The organism is Streptococcus mitis (assembly GCF_047464035.1).
GTDB classification, from domain to species: domain Bacteria; phylum Bacillota; class Bacilli; order Lactobacillales; family Streptococcaceae; genus Streptococcus; species Streptococcus mitis_DX.
The window spans coordinates 149,672-167,299 of the sequence record NZ_JASHCQ010000002.1 but is presented as its reverse complement, the minus strand read 5'-3'; the positions used below and the strand labels follow the sequence as shown (position 1 = coordinate 167,299).

Here is a 17,628-nt window from a genome sequence, read left to right as displayed (position 1 = left end):
CTTTATTAGTTTGATTTGCTGTTGCGACTGTTTTAGGGATGGCTATCTTTCTTAGAATTACTCAACAAGTGAGTAAAGAAGTCTTTGTATCGTTGTTTGAGATATTTCTCATGCAAAACTAACAAAGCGATATAGAAAATCAAAAAGATTGTAGTCAGATAAAACACATCAAATGCAGTTCGCGCATAGTAAGCGGCTGATTGATAAGAGCCAATAGCTACCAAAATCAACCAAGGCAGATACTTGTAATACTTATTTAGCATAAGAGTGCACCTCCTATATTCTATTTCAATGTTATTATATTCCTTTGTACTTAAAATTGCAAGCGATTACAAAAAATAAATTCAAATTTTTAATAGGAAAATCTCCTGTTTTTCTGTTTTATTACGAATAGAAGAGTAGGAGGAGTAAATGTATCTAAAGTATTTAAGATTTTTAAAATAGTTTAGATAAATTGTTGACATATTTAAATTACAATGTTACAATTATATTACAAAAAGATTTCTTTATATTTCTAAAATATTACAAAGGGGTAGAAAAATGAAAAAGAAAACATATATCAAATTGATGGCAGCAACTGTATTGGCTTCTACCTTGCTGTTAGGAGCTTGTGGAAATAAAAAGGAAACAACTCAAGCAAGCAGTTCTGCTAAGACAAGCCAATCATCAAGCTCTAAAGCAGCTTCTGCTAGCAAAGAAAGCAAGACTCAGAAGTCCTCAAGTTCAGCTTCATCTGAAAAGGCCAAGACAGCTACTGACCAGTCTGCAGCAACTGCAACGCCATCACAAGCGGCACCTGCACCAGAGCAAAGACAAGGTCAAGAAGTGTCTAATCAACAGGCGGCTAGTAAACAGACTCCTGCTCAGGCTCCTTCAACTCAACAGGCTCCTCAAGCCCAGTCTAACCAATCAAGCTATGATCCTACAACTGACCGCAAACTTCAAGACAAACAGGCAGAGCAAAATAAACGCTATAAGGGTGTCTTAACCATGGTTGATGGTGATTTCTCAGCTGCAGCGGGCAATTGGAAGGGAGTCAATGGCGAAACTATCACAGTTTCATCAGGAGGTCAATTCACAGTAGAATCTTCTGATGGAAAGAAAGAAAACTACTCTATCAAAGGCTACTCTTATACTCTTGATGATGGCAAGTATAATGCCAAAATTGGTGGAGGAAAAGTCATCCAAATTACAACAGGAGCGGATGGTAAGGTTTCCAGCGTTGCTTTGAGTCAATAATAACTCTCAGTATTTGAATTTTTACAATCAAAGAAAATCCGTCAGCTCAATAAGAGTTGACGGATTATTTTATACTTGTACTTGGGTTAAAAATTCTTCTGTAGTAAGAATTTGAGCAAACTCATCTTGTAGAGAAAGGAGATTAATCTCATGGATAGTCTCAGGAGAGATGGCCTGACCGTTTTTGTTAGATAGGGTAAAACTGGCAGTGGCATCTGCTAGTAAAGTGACTTCAAAACCAAGATTTGCTGCCATTCGTGTCGTAGTAGATACACAATGAGGCAGGGTCAAACCAACAACGACTAAATGACAAATCTGATTTGTTCGTAAATATGTTTCAAGATTTGTTCCAATGAAGGCGCTATTAACCGTTTTTTGAAAGACAGGTTCTGCAGTAACTGGCTCAAATCCACTTTTAAATACCTGATTTTGTTTGTTATGAAATTGCGACTGGGGGTTGTCAGATATGTGTTGAACATGTAAGACTGGAAGAGCGTGTTTACGAAAGTATGCCAGTATCCTCAATGCTTGTTGTTCAGCTTGAGGGTTATTTCGTTCTCCCCAGATAGGGTTATCAAATGCTTTTTGCATATCGATAATCAGTAGAGCAGTATGAACCATTTTAAGCCTTATCCAATTGCAAGAGGGATTCAATCTCTGCTAGGGTGCTAGCTTGTGAAATGGCTCCACGGAGTTTGGCAGCGCCAGATGTTCCACGGAGGTAGTGAGGAGCGAGGCCACGGAATTCACGAACTGCGACGTTTTCCCCTTTGAGGTTAATCAAACGTTTCAAGTGTTCATAGGCGATTTTCATCTTATCTTCAAAGGTCAAATCAGGTAGGATTTCTCCTGTTTCAAAGTAATGGTTGATTTGGTTAAAGAGGTAGGGATTGCCCATGGCAGCGCGGCCAATCATAACTGCGTCAGCACCGACTTCTTCGATGCGTTGTTTGGCTTCTTGGACCGTACGGATGTCACCGTTGGCGAGAAATGGAATCTTGGTCAAAGCTTGAGCGACCTTGTGAAGGGTCTCAAGGTCTGCGTGACCTGTATACATTTGCTCACGGGTACGGCCATGCATAGCAAGGGCAGAAACACCTGCAGCTTCAGCAGCGAGGGCATTTTCTACTGCAAGAGATGGATCAGCCCAGCCTGTACGCATTTTGACAGTAAGTGGGATATCAAGGACAGATTGGACCTTGTTGATGATAGAGTAAATCTTGTCTGGATCCTTGAGCCACATAGCGCCAGCTTCGTTCTTCACGATTTTATTAACAGGGCATCCCATGTTGATATCCACGATATCGGTCTTAGTGTTTTCTTGGATAAATTCTGCTGCGCGTGCTAGGCTGTCTTCATCACTACCAAAAAGTTGGATAGAGACAGGGTTTTCGCCTTCATCGATATGAAGCATGTGCAGGGTTTTTTCGTTGTTGTATTGGATTCCCTTGTCAGAGACCATTTCCATGACAACGAGTCCAGCTCCGAGCTCTTTTGCGATGGTCCGAAAGGCTGAGTTGGTGACACCAGCCATAGGTGCTAAAACGGTACGATTGGGAATCTCAACATTGCCAATCATAAAAGGTGTATTAAGATTTGTCACGAATGAGTTCCTCCAGGTCGTTTTCATCAAAGTTATAAGTAGTTTGGCAGAATTGACAAGTGATTTCTGCTCCGTGGTCTTCCTCTTTCATTTCCTGTAAGTCTGAGATTGGAAGGCTAGCAAGAGCGTTCATAAAGCGTTCATGGCTACAGTCACATTGGAAACGGATCTCTTCTTCGGATAGGCGTTTGTAGGCCTCGTCACCGTAGATAGCCTTGAGAAGGGCTTCGATATGGTCTTCACTTTCGAGAAGCGTTGAGATAGCTGGCATTTCTTGGATGCGTTTCTCAAAGCGAGCAATTTCTTCTTCCTTGGCTCCTGGCAAGACTTGAACTAGGAAACCACCTGCAACCTTAACCTTGTCTTCTTCGTCTAAAAGGACATTGAGGCCGACTGCAGAAGGCGTTTGTTGGCTTTCAGTCAGGTAAAAGGCAAGGTCTTCACCAATTTCCCCAGAGATAAGGGGAGTCATAGAGTTGTAAGGATTTCCAGTACCGTAGTCTGTGATAACGAGGAATTGACCATTTCCAACAAAAGGTCCAACTAGAACTTCACCAGTTGCAGTCTTTTTGATGTCAACACCAGGATTTTGAACATAGCCTTTGACGTTCCCCTTGGTGTCAGCGACGGTGATGATAGCTCCTAGAGAGCTAGATCCCAGTACCTTCACTGTTAGTTTGGTATTTCCTTTTTCATTGGCTGCGAGAATCTGGCTAGCGATAAGAGTTCGACCAAGTGCTACAGTTGAGCTAGCTTGGGTTTGGTGTTTTTCTTGAGCAGTGCGGACGGTTTCAGTGCTATCAAGGACAAAAGCACGAAAGGCGCCACTTTCTGATATTGTTTTAATAATTTTATCCATAGCTACTATTTTAGCATAAAAATGCCCAAAGGGGGAGCCGTGTGTTTGCTGATTTTCAGGATAATGGATAAGGAAATCAGCATGAAAATAAAAAGAGAAACAGATTATTTCAGCATTTGTAAGATTTATGCTATGCTTAAGGTAGAAAATGAAAGGGGTAACAAATGTATTTAGGAGATTTGATGGAAAAGGCTGAATCTGGCCAATTTTCAATCCTTTCCTTTCTATTACAAGAGTCTCAGACGACCGTCAAGGCTGTAATGGAGGAAACAGGATTTTCAAAAGCAACCCTAACCAAATATGTCACCCTGCTCAATGACAAGGCTTTGGATAGTGGCTTAGAGCTGACTATTCACTTAGAAGATGAAAATCTGCGTCTGTCAATCGGTGCAGCTACCAAGGGGAGAGATATCCGGAGCTTGTTTTTGGAGAATGCTGTTAAATACCAGATTTTGCTCTATCTTCTCTACCACCAACAGTTTTTAGCCCATCATCTGGCTCAAGAATTGATGATTAGTGAGGCAACACTTGGTCGCCACTTAGCTAGTTTAAATCATATTTTGTCAGAATTTGACTTATCCATCCAAAATGGACGTTGGCGAGGTCCAGAGCATCAGATTCGTTACTTTTATTTTTGTCTTTTCCGCAAGGTCTGGTCGAGTCAGGAGTGGGAAGGTCACATGCAGAAACCAGAGAGAAAGCAGGAAATTGCTACACTAGAAGAAATCTGCGGTGCAAGCTTGTCTTCGGGCCAGAAATTGGACTTGGTTCTCTGGGCTCACATCAGTCAACAGCGTCTCCGAGTCAATGCCTGTCAGTTTCAAGTTATAGAAGAGAAAATGCATGGCTATTTTGACAATATTTTCTACCTTCGTTTGCTGAGAAAGACTTCGTTCTTTTTTGCTGGGCAACACATCCCTCTCGGAACTGAGGATGGGGAGATGATGATATTCTTCTCTTTCCTCCTATCTCATCGCATTCTTCCTCTTCATACAATGGAATATATCCTTGGTTTTGGAGGGCAGTTGGCAGATTTGCTGACACAATTGATTCAAGAAATGAAGAAGGAGGAGTTGCTGGGTGATTATACAGAGGATCACGTTACCTATGAACTCAGTCAGCTTTGTGCTCAAGTCTATCTCTATAAGGGCTATATTTTACAGGACCGCTATAAGTACCAGTTAGAGAATCGCCATCCTTATTTGCTGATGGAACATGATTTTAGGGGGACGGCAGAGGAGATTTTTCATGCTCTACCTGCCTTTCAGCAGGGGACGGATTTGGATAAGAAAATTCTCTGGGAATGGCTCCAGTTAATCGAATATATGGCTGAAAACGGTGGCCAGCATATGCGGATTGGTCTGGATTTGACATCTGGTTTTCTTGTCTTTTCAAGGATGGCATCCATTTTGAAACGGTATTTGGAATACAATCGTTTTATCACCATTGAAGCCTATGACCGAACTCGGCATTATGATTTGCTAGTTACAAATAACCCGATTCATAAGAAGGAACAGACACCAGTCTATTATTTAAAAAATGACTTGGATATGGAAGATTTGGCAGGGATTCGTCAGTTATTATTCACTTAAAAGGCTTGGTTGTTCCAGGTCTTTTTGTGAAATTCACACAATCTACTCACATTTTTTAAAAAATTCAAAAAAGTTGATGAACAAGAAAGCGCTTTATTTTGTATACTAGTAAGTGTAAAGAGGAAACATCCTCAAGATCTTTATCAGGAGGACAGCACATGTCACAAGAAAAATACATTATGGCCATTGACCAGGGAACTACAAGTTCTCGTGCCATCATTTTCAACAAAAAAGGGGAAAAGGTTAGCTCGAGTCAAAAAGAGTTTACCCAGATTTTCCCTCAGGCAGGTTGGGTAGAGCACAATGCCAATGAAATTTGGAATTCCGTCCAGTCAGTTATTGCGGGTGCTTTCATCGAAAGTGGTGTCAAGCCAAATCAAATCGAAGCAATCGGGATTACCAACCAACGTGAAACAACTGTTGTCTGGGATAAGAAAACAGGGCTTCCTATCTACAACGCAATCGTTTGGCAGTCACGTCAGACAGCACCTTTGGCTGAACAACTAAAAAGTCAAGGTTATGTGGAAAAATTCCATGAAAAGACTGGTTTGATCATTGATGCTTACTTCTCTGCTACCAAGGTTCGTTGGATTTTGGATCATGTAGAAGGCGCTCAAGAGCGAGCAGAAAAAGGAGAATTGCTCTTTGGTACTATCGATACTTGGTTAGTTTGGAAGTTGACTGACGGTGCGGCTCACGTGACGGACTACTCAAATGCAGCTCGTACTATGCTCTACAATATTAAAGAACTTAAATGGGATGATGAGATTTTGGAAATCCTCAACATTCCTAAGGCTATGCTACCAGAAGTTCGTTCTAACTCTGAAATCTACGGTAAGACAGCGCCATTCCATTTCTACGGTGGAGAAGTGCCAATCTCAGGTATGGCTGGGGACCAACAGGCAGCCCTCTTTGGACAGTTGGCCTTTGAACCTGGTATGGTTAAAAATACTTATGGAACAGGTTCTTTCATCATCATGAATACTGGTGAAGAGATGCAGTTGTCTGAAAATAACCTCTTGACAACCATTGGTTACGGAATCAATGGCAAGGTTTACTATGCCTTGGAAGGTTCTATCTTCATCGCAGGAAGTGCCATTCAATGGCTTCGTGACGGTCTTCGCATGGTTGAAAATTCACCAGAATCTGAAAAATACGCTCGTGATTCTCACAATAATGATGAAGTTTATGTCGTTCCAGCCTTTACAGGTCTAGGTGCTCCATACTGGAACCAAAACGCTCGAGGTTCTGTCTTTGGCTTAACTCGTGGAACAACTAAAGAAGACTTTATCAAGGCGACTTTGCAATCTATTGCTTATCAAGTACGTGACATCATCGACACCATGCAAGTGGATGCGCAAACAGCTATCCAAGTCTTGAAAGTAGACGGTGGTGCAGCTATGAACAATTTCCTCATGCAATTCCAAGCTGATATTTTGGGAATCGATATCGCACGCGCCAAAAACTTGGAAACAACAGCTCTAGGGGCAGCCTTCCTAGCAGGTTTGTCAGTGGGCTATTGGAAGGACTTGGATGAGTTGAAACTCTTGAATGAGACAGGAGAACTCTTTGAACCATCTATGAATGAATCTCGCAAGGAACAACTCTACAAGGGCTGGAAGAAGGCTGTGAAAGCAACCCAAGTCTTTGCGGAAGTAGACGACTAATACTGGAAGAATAAAGCGACTCAGTTAGAAAGTGTGTAAATATGGAATTTTCAAAGAAAACACGTGAATTATCAATTCAAAAAATGCAGGAACGTACCTTGGACCTCTTGATTATCGGTGGAGGAATCACTGGTGCTGGTGTAGCCTTGCAGGCGGCAGCTAGTGGTCTAGATACTGGTTTGATTGAAATGCAGGACTTCGCAGAAGGAACATCCAGTCGTTCAACAAAATTGGTTCACGGAGGACTACGTTACCTTAAGCAATTTGATGTAGAAGTAGTATCAGATACAGTTTCTGAACGTGCAGTGGTTCAACAAATCGCACCACACATTCCAAAACCGGACCCAATGCTCTTACCAGTTTACGATGAAGATGGAGCAACCTTTAGCCTCTTCCGTCTTAAAGTAGCTATGGATTTGTACGACCTTTTGGCAGGAGTTAACAACACACCAGCTGCTAACAAGGTCTTGAGCAAGGAAGAAGTCTTGGAACGCCAGCCAAACTTGAAGAAAGAAGGTTTGGTAGGAGGTGGAGTTTATCTTGACTTCCGTAACAACGATGCCCGTCTCGTGATCGAAAACATCAAACGTGCCAACCAAGACGGTGCCCTCATTGCCAACCACGTTAAAGCAGAAGGTTTCCTATTTGACGAAAGTGGCAAGATTACAGGTGTGGTAGCTCGTGATTTGTTGACAGACCAAGTCTTTGAAATCAAGGCCCGTCTGGTGATTAACACAACAGGTCCTTGGAGCGACAAGGTACGTAATTTGTCTAATAAGGGAACACAATTCTCACAAATGCGTCCAACTAAGGGAGTTCACTTGGTAGTGGATTCAAGCAAGATCAAGGTTTCACAGCCAGTTTACTTTGACACAGGTTTGGGTGACGGTCGTATGGTCTTTGTTCTCCCACGTGAAAACAAGACTTACTTCGGTACAACTGATACAGACTACACAGGTGATTTGGAACATCCAAAAGTAACTCAAGAAGATGTAGATTACCTACTTGGCATTGTCAACAACCGCTTCCCAGAAGCCAACATCACCATTGATGATATCGAAAGCAGCTGGGCAGGTCTTCGTCCATTGATTGCAGGCAATAGCGCTTCTGACTACAATGGAGGAAATAACGGAACCATCAGTGATGAAAGCTTTAACAACTTGATTGCGACTGTTGAATCTTATCTCTCTAAAGAAAAAACGCGTGAAGATGTTGAGGCTGCTGTCAGCAAGCTTGAAAGTAGCACATCTGAGAAACATTTGGACCCATCTGCAGTTTCACGTGGTTCGAGCTTGGACCGAGATGATAATGGTCTCTTGACCCTTGCTGGTGGTAAAATCACAGACTACCGTAAGATGGCTGAAGGAGCTATGGAGCGCGTGGTTGACATCCTCAAAGCAGAATTTGACCGTAGCTTTAAACTGATCAATTCTAAGACTTACCCTGTTTCAGGTGGGGAATTGAACCCAGCAAATGTGGACTCAGAAATCGAAGCCTTTGCGCAACTTGGAGTGTCACGTGGTTTGGATAGCAAGGAAGCTCATTACCTAGCAAATCTCTACGGTTCAAATGCACCGAAAGTCTTTGCTCTTGCTCATAGTTTGGAACAAGCGCCAGGACTCAGTTTGGCAGACACTTTGTCACTTCACTATGCAATGCGCAATGAGTTGGCTCTTAGCCCAGTTGACTTCCTTCTTCGTCGTACCAACCACATGCTCTTTATGCGTGATAGTTTGGATAGCATCGTTGAGCCAGTTTTGGATGAAATGGGACGATTCTATGACTGGACAGAAGAAGAAAAAGCAGGCTACCGTGCGGATGTCGAAGCGGCTCTCGCTAACAACGATTTAGCAGAATTAAAAAATTAAGAAAAAATAAAAGAGGCGGAGGGCAGGACTCCTAGTCTACCCTCTCCTTCTTTTTAATGGAGACAGAAAGATGATGAATGAATTATTTGGAGAGTTTTTAGGGACTTTAATCCTGATTCTTCTAGGAAATGGTGTTGTTGCTGGTGTGGTTCTTCCAAAAACCAAGAGCAACAGCTCAGGTTGGATTGTGATTACTATGGGTTGGGGGATTGCAGTTGCGGTTGCAGTCTTTGTATCTGGCAAGCTCAGTCCAGCTCATTTAAACCCAGCTGTGACAATTGGTGTAGCTTTAAAAGGTGACTTGCCTTGGGCTTCTGTTTTGCCTTATATCTTAGCCCAGTTTGCAGGGGCTATGCTCGGTCAGATTTTGGTTTGGTTGCAATTCAAACCGCATTATGAGGCAGAAGAAAATGCAGGAAATATTTTGGCTACTTTCAGCACAGGACCAGCTATCAAGGATACAGTTTCTAACTTGATCAGCGAAATCCTTGGCACCTTTGTATTGGTATTGACAATTTTTGCTTTGGGACTTTATGACCTTCAAGCAGGAATCGGAACCTTTGCAGTGGGAACATTGATTGTCGGTATCGGTCTATCACTAGGTGGGACAACAGGTTATGCCTTGAACCCAGCGCGTGACCTTGGACCTCGTATCATGCACAGTATCCTTCCAATTTCAAACAAGGGAGACGGAGACTGGTCTTATGCTTGGATTCCTGTTGTGGGACCTGTTATCGGTGCAGCCTTAGCCGTGCTTGTATTCTCACTTTTCTAATCTAGAAAACAATTATGTTGATAAAGCTTGAGATGAGTATCTCAGGCTTTTTTTCATTGAGTATAACTAATTAGTACTATCCAATCAACGATAATAATTCCTTCAAAAAATAGGAAGAATAAAGGCAATAGTTTTTGCTTTTTTATGTGAAAAATCTCACTTTTGTTTTCTGCTATTTTATGCTAAAATATTAAAAATCAAATTTTAATTCCAAAGTTGGCAACTAAGATAGGAGAGCTATATGTCTAATTCATTTATCAAATTGTTAGTCTCTCAATTGTTTGCAAATTTAGCAGATATTTTCTTTAGAGTAACAATCATTGCTAACATATACATTATTTCAAAATCAGTAATTGCCACATCATTAGTTCCCATTTTAATAGGGATATCCTCTTTTGTTGCGAGTCTTTTAGTTCCTTTAGTTACTAAAAGGATAGCGCTAAATAGGGTTTTATCTTTATCCCAATTTGGAAAGACTATATTATTGGCGATACTGGTAGGAATGTTTACCGTAATGCAATCAGTAGCGCCTTTGGTGATCTATCTATTTGTTGTTGCAATTTCCATATTAGATGGTTTTGCAGCACCCGTTTCCTATGCTATTGTGCCGCGCTATGCGACCGATTTGGGCAAGGCTAACTCAGCCTTGTCAATGACTGGTGAAGCTGTTCAATTGGTAGGGTGGGGGTTGGGTGGACTCTTGTTTGCAACAATTGGTCTGTTGCCTACCACGTTTATCATTTTAATCTTGTATATCATTTCTAGCTTTCTGATGTTATTTCTGCCTAACGCTGAAGTGGAGGTACTAGAGTCAGAGACCAATCTTGAAATTTTGCTCAAAGGTTGGAAGTTAGTTGCTAGAGATCCTAGATTAAGACTTTTTGTATCAGCAAATTTATTTGAAATTTTCTCAAATACGATTTGGGTTTCGTCTATCATACTTGTCTTTGTAACTGAGTTATTAAATGAAACGGAAAGTTACTGGGGATATTCTAATACAGCATATTCTATCGGGATTATAATTAGTGGCTTAATTGCTTTTCGTCTATCTGAAAAGTTTCTTGCTGCTAAATGGGAAAGTATTCTTTTTCCTCTTGTAGCCATGGCAATAGTGACACTGACTATTCTATATTTTCCAAATGCACAGATGTTTTTAGTATTTTCAGCTTTAGTTGGTATGTTATCGCAACTAAAAGAAGTTCCTGAAAGTGTATTTCTTCAGGAAACAGTAGAGGAAAATAACTTGGTTAATGTCTATTCCGTTCTTGAAGTGATTTCGACACTAGCATTTTCAGTATTTGTTTTGCTAATGAGCTATATTACTGAGAGTTTTGGTATTAGTATCAGTTTTTGGATATCGGCCATTTGTCTGATGATAGAAGCTATTTTAATTTATATCAGACGAGATTATTTTAAATAAGAGACTGGTTAAAAAGTCTTGAAAAATTAGAAAAGCGCATAGTATCAGGTGTTGAAAAACTTGATATTGTGTGTTTTATTATGAAATTGAATTTATGAAGAGAAAGTTCAAATCCATGAACTAAAAAAACAAGGAATTAGCTTAGAGCAACTTTCCACTATATTTGGAGTAGGTATTTCTAAACTAACGTACATATTTAGTTTGAGTGATCGTTATAGGATTGAAATTGTCAAGAAAGGGCAGAATCGCTATTATTCTCCAGAATTAAAACAAGAAATGATTGATAAAGTTCTTCTTGAAGGTCGTTCGCAAAGAAGTGTTAGTCTTGATTATGCCCTCCCAAACCAAGGAATGCTTCCAAATTGGCTGGCACAATACAGGAAAAACGGGTATACTATTGTTGAGAAAACAAGAGAGAGACCGACTGAAATGGGGTGTAAACGAAAGAAAACTTGGGGAGAAATGACAGAATTAGAACGACTTCAGGAGGAGAATGAACACTTACGTACTGAGGTAGCTTACCTAAAAAAGTTAAAAGAGTTATAGGAAGGGGACGAAGCCTTACAGCTAGAAAGGCAGAATTCTTCACTGGTTCCTTCATCAATTTTTTGTTCTTGAATTTTATTTATGGTGTGAATAATTTTGTCTCATTATTGGTATTCAGTACTAAGAGTCAGTTGGATTTTTTATTTTAAAAAATTAGAAAATAGAGGTATTTATAGTTTTTAAATTATGGTATAATGAATGGAGTTAACTATCCTTGGTGATATGATAGGAGCTAATCCTAAAAAGATAAATCAGGAGATGATAAAAAGAAAAAAGGAGTTTGGATGGTATGAATTATTTCGAGGGGAATGAATTCTTCCTTCTCTTGTTTGTAGTTTTACTGATTGGTTTTGTGGTAAATTTTTTTGAAAAACGTAAGGACTACTATATTTTGGCGCTCTCCCTCTTATTTACAGGAGCTATTTATGGCAAGAGTAGAGCGATGATTGTCTATTTACTCGCCTTTGTCGTTTACCAATATTTGATAGTTTTTCTAGCACAAAGGATGGAAGCAAAGCGGTTGAAACCTCTTGTTTTTCTTTCCATTCTGCCTTTGGTGATTAATAAAGTCTTTGCCTTGACTTCTCTGCATCTGTTGGCTTTTATTGGGATTTCTTATATGTCCTTTAAAACAATACAAATCATGCTGGAAATATCGGATGGTTTGATTAAAGAAAAAATCAATATAAAAGATTATCTTCAGTTTCTACTCTTTTTCCCAACAGTTAGTGCTGGCCCGATTGATCGGAGTAGGAGATTTTTAACAGAGATAAATGAGGTAATGCCTCGAAAAGGGTATCTAGAGTTAGCAGGGGACGGTGTTTATCGTATCGTTCTAGGCCTTCTTTACAAGGTTGTTCTATCAACCTATGTTTACCAGATGTTACTCGCTCTAAATAATACTAGCACAGTTGTCTATTCAATCAAGTATATGTACCTCTATACCTTGTATCTGTTCTTCGACTTTGCAGGTTATAGTCTAATGGCCGTTGGAAGTAGTAATATTCTAGGTATTCAGACACCGATGAACTTTAACAAACCTTTCTTGAGTGTTGATATCAAGGATTTCTGGACTAGATGGCATATCACCTTGTCAACCTGGTTGAGAGATTTCGTATTTTCAAGAGTCTTGATGCAGGTTATCAGGAAAAAATGGTTTAAAAATAGACTACACAATGCAATCTACGCCTATATGGTCAATATGTTGGTCATGGGTTTTTGGCATGGTCTTAGTGTTAGCTACATTGTTTATGGTTTTTATCACGGTGTCTTGATGGCTGGATTTGAAGTGTATCAAAAGAAAAGCACTTTTTATAAGAAAAATAAAAACAAAAATTGGTATAAACTACTAAGTTGGTTTGTGACCATGAATCTGGTTATGATTGGTTTCTTTATCTTTTCAGGTGAACCCTATAAAATCTTACTGACGATTTTAAAGAGATAAGAAATTGAAAAGAGGTTGGAAGAATCGAAGGGATAGGATAAAACGAGATGATTAAACTAAAAGCATTTTTGCTATCGCTAGTGCTTGTAATTGCGACGCTTGCCCTTTTAAATGTGACATACGTCAAGAAGATTGATGATTATTATAAAGTAAAGGATAACAGTATTCGCTATAGCACTTCGTATGAAAAGTATAAAAGTAGAGATATTCTGACAAGCAATATTACTGCCAATACACTGGTTTTATTGGGTTCTTCGGAGTTGGTTGCGACTATAAATGAAGACTATCATCCCAATAAAATTTTTAACTACAACGATTTTAATATCATGCAGATTGGGACCAGCTATTCTCAAAACATCATTCAGGCTACGACCTTGGGTTCTATTGAGGGATCTATGAGTAAGCGAAAAGTAGCTATAGTAGAGTCTGTTCAGTGGTTTGAAAAAGATGGGACTCATCAAGATGCCTTTTTGAACAAGGCTTCTCAGGAACATATTTTCCACATGCTAGATAATGATAAGATTAGTAAGGAAACGAAAAAAAAATTAATCAATCGGATTATTGATATTACCAAGGGAAACAAGCAACAAAATGACATCTACAAAAAATACAAAAGTTATTTCATAGATGAGAAAGGAATGATTGTTGATAAAAAACTATTGGAGTTCGATAATGCGATTTATTCCTTTAAACTCAAACAGACTTTTTATCAAAAACATGCCAAATCAGATTATCCTTCACTAGGGGATAAAACCCCAGACTATGATTGGGGGCAGCTGACGGATCAGTTTGTAGAAGAGGTCAAAAAGAAAACAAACAACAATGACTATGCTGTTGATAACAACTACTACAATACCTACTTGAAAGATCGCTATGTATCTTTGAAAGATTCTAATAAAAATTTGAGCTACTTGGAGTCACCAGAGTATTCAGATATGGAACTTTTCTTGACAGTTGCCAAGGAATTGGGAATTGAAGTTGAAGTCATTATTTTTCCAGTAAACGGGAAGTGGAACGACTACACAGGTGTTTCAAGAGAGATGCGGGAAAAAACTTACAAAAAAATAGAAGATGTTGCAAAAGGCCATGGTGCAACAGTACTAAACTATGGAAACAGAGAGTATGATGATTACTTTTTATTTGACGTGATGCACGTTGGAGTGAAAGGATGGATGGAAGTTGAAAAAGAACTTTACAAATTTGCAAACCAAGCTAACTAACACACACCGTTTAATCTTGTGGACGTTATTTTTCTATACGGTTATCTTAAGCATCGTGATTTATTGTTTTGTGACCGATTTTTCGAACATTCAAGAATTTATCTATAGTGAATTTTAGGATTACATACTATAAAAATCTCTAGATAAAGGGAACTGCACCGATAAAGTGAGACATAAGATAGGGCTCTATAATATTTATAGTGGAGAAATCCTCTATAGGTAGTATGGAGCCTACTTTGTTGTAGCCCCCATATAATCTATACTGAAAAGCACTCAAGCTATCATTAGAAAGAATCATGTGGAACAAATTAATGTTACTGAAACGTAGTGAAAATAGACGGGTAAACAATTGAAAAACTAGTCTATAAAGTGGTATAATAGCAGAAAATAAATTAGTAAGAAATTGATTTTATTTTAGCGAAAATTACAGAAATGAATGGTTTTTCTTGATGAAACAGAGAAAAGAATTGTACCTCTTTTTTGGTCGGACAGCCTTGTATTTTATTATCTTTCTAGGGCTACTTTACTTTTTTAGCTATCTTGGTCAGGGTCAAGGAAGCTTTATCTATAATGAATTTTAACTTGAAGGAGAATCCTTATTATGTCAAATAAACCAATAGTAGATATGATTGAAACCATTGAGCATTTTGCTCAGACCCAGCCTAGCTATCCTGTTTACAATGTTTTGGGGCAGGAACACACTTATGGAGATTTGAAGGCTGATTCGGATAGTTTGGCTGCAGCCATTGACCAACTAGGCTTGCCTGAGAAGTCTCCTGTGGTTGTTTTTGGAGGCCAAGAGTATGAGATGTTGGCAACTTTTGTAGCGCTGACTAAGTCAGGTCATGCCTACATTCCAATTGATAGCCATTCGGCTTTGGAGCGAGTTTCAGCTATTTTAGAAGTAGCGGAGCCAAGTTTGATTATTGCCATCTCAGATTTTCCATTGGAGCAGGTTTCTACGCCAATGATGACTCTAGCTCAGGTTCAAGAAGCCTTTGCTCAAGAGAATAACTATGAGATCACGCATCCAGTCAAGGGCGATGATAACTACTACATTATCTTTACTTCTGGTACAACTGGTAAGCCTAAGGGAGTGCAGATTTCACATGATAACCTCCTCAGCTTTACCAACTGGATGATTACGGACAAGGAATTTGCGACGCCAAGTCGTCCGCAAATGCTGGCTCAGCCACCTTATTCTTTTGACTTGTCTGTCATGTACTGGGCACCGACATTAGCACTTGGTGGTACACTTTTCGCTCTTCCTTCAGCTATTACTCAGGACTTTAAGCAACTCTTTGCGACCATCTTTTCATTGCCAATCGCTATCTGGACATCAACCCCTTCTTTTGCGGATATGGCCATGTTGTCTGAAGACTTTAATAGTAAGAAAATGCCTGGAATCACGCATTTCTACTTTGATGGCGAAGAATTGACGGTTAAAACAGCTCAAAAACTGCGCGAGCGTTTCCCAAATGCCCGTATTATCAATGCTTACGGCCCAACAGAAGCGACAGTGGCCCTGTCAGCAGTTGCCGTGACAGATGAGATGCTAGCGACTCTCAAACGTCTACCAATCGGCTATACCAAGGCTGATTCTCCAACCTTTATCATTGATGAGGAAGGTAATAAACTGCCAAATGGCGAACAGGGAGAAATCATTGTCTCTGGGCCAGCTGTTTCAAAAGGCTATATGAACAATCCTGAAAAAACGGCAGAAGCCTTCTTTGAGTTTGAAGGTCTACCAGCCTACCATACAGGAGATGTGGGAACTATGACAGATGAAGGCTTACTTCTTTACGGTGGACGTATGGACTTCCAGATTAAGTTCAACGGTTATCGCATTGAGTTAGAAGATGTTTCTCAAAACCTCAACAAGTCTCGCTTTATCGAATCTGCTGTCGCAGTACCGCGATATAACAAGGACCACAAGGTACAAAATCTATTGGCTTATGTCATCTTAAAAGACGGTGTTCGTGAGCAGTTTGAGCGAGATATCGATATTACCAAGGCCATCAAGGAAGACCTGACAGACATCATGATGTCCTACATGATGCCGTCTAAGTTCCTTTATCGAGACAGTCTGCCACTGACTCCAAATGGAAAAATTGACATCAAAGGATTGATTAACGAGGTGAATAAGAGATGATGGAGTTCTTTCAACAGCTTCCTCATTTAGAGCCATATGGGAATCCTCAGTATTTTGTCTATGTGATTGCTGCAACCTTGCCCATCTTTATCGGTCTCTTTTTCAAGAAACGCTTTGCCTGGTACGAGGTATTGGTTAGTCTCTTCTTTATCGTCACCATGTTGGTAGGTGGGAAGACCAATCAGTTGGCTGCCTTGGGTATTTACCTTTGCTGGGAAATATTGCTCCTGCTTTTCTACAAGCATTATCGAAAAAGCAAGGATGGCAAGTGGGTCTTCTACCTAGTTAGCTTTCTATCCCTCCTTCCGATTATCTTTGTCAAGGTGCAGCCAGCTATCAATGGAACACAGTCTTTGCTTGGGTTTTTGGGAATTTCTTACCTGACCTTTCGTTCGGTTGGGATTATCATCGAGCTGAGAGATGGAGTGATTAAGGATTTTACCCTCTGGGAATTCCTCCGTTTTCTTCTCTTCATGCCGACTTTTTCAAGTGGTCCAATCGATCGCTTTAAGCGTTTTAATGAAAATTATCAGACCATTCCTGAGCGGGATGAGTTGATGGATATGCTGGATGAATCTGTTCGCTATATTATGTGGGGATTTTTATATAAGTTTATCCTAGCTCATGTTTTAGGAGAAACTTTACTACCTCCTCTGAAGAATCTAGCCCTGCAGTCAGGTGGCTTCTTTAACCCCTATGCCTTGGCAGTTATGTATACCTTTGGTTTGGAGCTCTTCTTTGACTTTGCAGGTTACTCTATGTTTGCCTTGGCTATCTCAAACTTAATGGGAATCCGTAGCCCCATCAACTTTAATAAGCCTTTTTTATCAAGGGATTTAAAGGAATTTTGGAATCGCTGGCATATGAGTCTCTCTTTCTGGTTCCGTGACTTTGTCTTTATGCGAATGGTCATGGTGTTAACCAGAAAGAAGGTCTTTAAGAATCGCAATGTAACCTCAAGCCTGGCCTATATTGTAAATATGCTGATTATGGGATTTTGGCATGGTGTGACCTGGTACTATATCGCCTATGGCCTCTTTCATGGACTGGGCTTGGTCATCAATGACGCTTGGATTCGCAAGAAAAAAACGCTCAATAAGGAGCGGAAAAAATCAGGGAAAGCTGCTCTACCTGAGAATCGCTGGATTCAGTTGCTTGGCATGGTTGTCACCTTCCATGTCGTCATGCTGTCATTCTTAATCTTTTCTGGATTCTTGAATGATTTATGGTTTAAAAAATAAAG

15 protein-coding genes and 1 pseudogene are annotated in these 17,628 nt (G+C 39.9%); 12 read left to right on the top strand and 4 right to left on the bottom strand.

Annotated features, from left to right (window positions below; all coding sequences use genetic code 11):
* Window positions 1–32: 32 nt before the first annotated feature.
* On the bottom strand, window positions 33–263 hold the full coding sequence (locus tag QM818_RS01645) for a hypothetical protein (RefSeq protein ID WP_261017956.1): 231 nt from the start codon (window positions 261–263) through the stop codon (window positions 33–35).
* Between the two features lie 277 nt (window positions 264–540).
* On the opposite strand from QM818_RS01645, the gene QM818_RS01640 reads away from it, so the two are divergent.
* Window positions 541–1,239 carry a hypothetical protein gene (locus tag QM818_RS01640; protein WP_261080845.1) on the top strand — a complete coding sequence of 233 codons (699 nt, stop codon included), beginning with the start codon at window positions 541–543 and terminating at the stop codon, window positions 1,237–1,239.
* 69 nt (window positions 1,240–1,308) lie between these two features.
* On the opposite strand, the gene QM818_RS01635 is transcribed toward QM818_RS01640, so the two are convergent.
* From QM818_RS01635 to hslO, 3 genes are read right to left on the bottom strand one after another with little or no spacing between them, the layout of a single operon-like run.
* Window positions 1,309–1,860 (bottom strand): cysteine hydrolase family protein, encoded by a 552-nt coding sequence (locus tag QM818_RS01635; protein ID WP_261017954.1) that lies wholly within the window; start codon window positions 1,858–1,860, stop codon window positions 1,309–1,311.
* A 1-nt stretch (window position 1,861) separates the two neighbouring features.
* Window positions 1,862–2,842 (bottom strand): tRNA dihydrouridine synthase DusB, encoded by a 981-nt coding sequence (gene dusB / locus QM818_RS01630; protein WP_261053783.1) that lies wholly within the window; start codon window positions 2,840–2,842, stop codon window positions 1,862–1,864.
* Window positions 2,829–3,701, bottom strand: coding sequence for an Hsp33 family molecular chaperone HslO (gene hslO, locus QM818_RS01625; protein WP_203175228.1), 873 nt, complete (start codon window positions 3,699–3,701; stop codon window positions 2,829–2,831). The genes dusB and hslO overlap by 14 nt, the downstream gene beginning before the upstream one ends.
* Window positions 3,702–3,865: 164 nt before the next feature.
* Here hslO and QM818_RS01620 point away from each other — a divergent pair, with 164 nt between their 5' ends.
* From QM818_RS01620 to dltB (QM818_RS01570), 11 genes and pseudogenes are all read left to right on the top strand, one after another.
* Window positions 3,866–5,293 carry an AcpB/EbpR/MafR family transcriptional regulator gene (locus tag QM818_RS01620; RefSeq protein WP_237447143.1) on the top strand — a complete coding sequence of 476 codons (1,428 nt, stop codon included), beginning with the start codon at window positions 3,866–3,868 and terminating at the stop codon, window positions 5,291–5,293.
* 158 nt (window positions 5,294–5,451) lie between these two features.
* On the top strand, window positions 5,452–6,960 hold the full coding sequence (gene glpK / locus QM818_RS01615; RefSeq protein WP_000076786.1) for a glycerol kinase GlpK: 1,509 nt from the start codon (window positions 5,452–5,454) through the stop codon (window positions 6,958–6,960).
* Window positions 6,961–7,001: 41 nt separating this feature from the next.
* Complete coding sequence (glpO, locus tag QM818_RS01610) at window positions 7,002–8,828, top strand: type 1 glycerol-3-phosphate oxidase (protein ID WP_084928726.1); 1,827 nt, start codon at window positions 7,002–7,004, stop codon at window positions 8,826–8,828.
* 70 nt (window positions 8,829–8,898) lie between these two features.
* A complete protein-coding gene (locus QM818_RS01605; protein WP_004255366.1) occupies window positions 8,899–9,603 on the top strand; it encodes an MIP/aquaporin family protein in 705 nt (234 codons plus the stop codon).
* Window positions 9,604–9,844: 241 nt separating this feature from the next.
* Window positions 9,845–11,023, top strand: coding sequence for a ryptide export MFS transporter (locus QM818_RS01600; RefSeq protein ID WP_261080841.1), 1,179 nt, complete (start codon window positions 9,845–9,847; stop codon window positions 11,021–11,023).
* A 90-nt stretch (window positions 11,024–11,113) separates the two neighbouring features.
* A pseudogene (locus tag QM818_RS01595) lies at window positions 11,114–11,604 on the top strand (transposase); the annotation flags it as partial.
* A 254-nt stretch (window positions 11,605–11,858) separates the two neighbouring features.
* Window positions 11,859–13,013, top strand: a complete 1,155-nt coding sequence (gene dltB / locus QM818_RS01590) for a D-alanyl-lipoteichoic acid biosynthesis protein DltB (protein WP_261038944.1) — start codon at window positions 11,859–11,861, stop codon at window positions 13,011–13,013.
* A gap of 47 nt (window positions 13,014–13,060) precedes the next feature.
* Window positions 13,061–14,233, top strand: a complete 1,173-nt coding sequence (gene dltD / locus QM818_RS01585) for a D-alanyl-lipoteichoic acid biosynthesis protein DltD (protein WP_261038936.1) — start codon at window positions 13,061–13,063, stop codon at window positions 14,231–14,233.
* 449 nt (window positions 14,234–14,682) lie between these two features.
* The gene (locus tag QM818_RS01580; RefSeq protein ID WP_004262018.1) at window positions 14,683–14,814 is read left to right on the top strand and encodes a teichoic acid D-Ala incorporation-associated protein DltX; all 132 of its coding nucleotides are present in this window, start codon (window positions 14,683–14,685) and stop codon (window positions 14,812–14,814) included.
* A gap of 20 nt (window positions 14,815–14,834) precedes the next feature.
* A complete protein-coding gene (dltA, locus tag QM818_RS01575; RefSeq protein ID WP_414299830.1) occupies window positions 14,835–16,385 on the top strand; it encodes a D-alanine--poly(phosphoribitol) ligase subunit DltA in 1,551 nt (516 codons plus the stop codon).
* On the top strand, window positions 16,382–17,626 hold the full coding sequence (gene dltB / locus QM818_RS01570) for a D-alanyl-lipoteichoic acid biosynthesis protein DltB (RefSeq protein WP_414299829.1): 1,245 nt from the start codon (window positions 16,382–16,384) through the stop codon (window positions 17,624–17,626). Before dltA ends, dltB (QM818_RS01570) begins: the two co-directional genes overlap by 4 nt.
* Window positions 17,627–17,628: the final 2 nt, after the last annotated feature.

What these genes read in the sequence shown, in the direction of transcription:
- QM818_RS01645 (WP_261017956.1), bottom strand. Translation starts at nt 263, where the DNA reads ATGCTAAATAAGTATTACAAGTATCTGCCTTGGTTGATTTTGGTAGCT.
- dltD (WP_261038936.1), top strand. Translation starts at nt 13,061, where the DNA reads ATGATTAAACTAAAAGCATTTTTGCTATCGCTAGTGCTTGTAATTGCG.
- glpK (WP_000076786.1), top strand. Translation starts at nt 5,452, where the DNA reads ATGTCACAAGAAAAATACATTATGGCCATTGACCAGGGAACTACAAGT.
- dltB (WP_414299829.1), top strand. Translation starts at nt 16,382, where the DNA reads ATGATGGAGTTCTTTCAACAGCTTCCTCATTTAGAGCCATATGGGAAT.
- glpO (WP_084928726.1), top strand. Translation starts at nt 7,002, where the DNA reads ATGGAATTTTCAAAGAAAACACGTGAATTATCAATTCAAAAAATGCAG.
- QM818_RS01640 (WP_261080845.1), top strand. Translation starts at nt 541, where the DNA reads ATGAAAAAGAAAACATATATCAAATTGATGGCAGCAACTGTATTGGCT.
- QM818_RS01620 (WP_237447143.1), top strand. Translation starts at nt 3,866, where the DNA reads ATGTATTTAGGAGATTTGATGGAAAAGGCTGAATCTGGCCAATTTTCA.
- dltB (WP_261038944.1), top strand. Translation starts at nt 11,859, where the DNA reads ATGAATTATTTCGAGGGGAATGAATTCTTCCTTCTCTTGTTTGTAGTT.
- QM818_RS01605 (WP_004255366.1), top strand. Translation starts at nt 8,899, where the DNA reads ATGATGAATGAATTATTTGGAGAGTTTTTAGGGACTTTAATCCTGATT.
- QM818_RS01600 (WP_261080841.1), top strand. Translation starts at nt 9,845, where the DNA reads ATGTCTAATTCATTTATCAAATTGTTAGTCTCTCAATTGTTTGCAAAT.
- hslO (WP_203175228.1), bottom strand. Translation starts at nt 3,701, where the DNA reads ATGGATAAAATTATTAAAACAATATCAGAAAGTGGCGCCTTTCGTGCT.
- QM818_RS01635 (WP_261017954.1), bottom strand. Translation starts at nt 1,860, where the DNA reads ATGGTTCATACTGCTCTACTGATTATCGATATGCAAAAAGCATTTGAT.
- dltA (WP_414299830.1), top strand. Translation starts at nt 14,835, where the DNA reads ATGTCAAATAAACCAATAGTAGATATGATTGAAACCATTGAGCATTTT.
- QM818_RS01580 (WP_004262018.1), top strand. Translation starts at nt 14,683, where the DNA reads ATGAAACAGAGAAAAGAATTGTACCTCTTTTTTGGTCGGACAGCCTTG.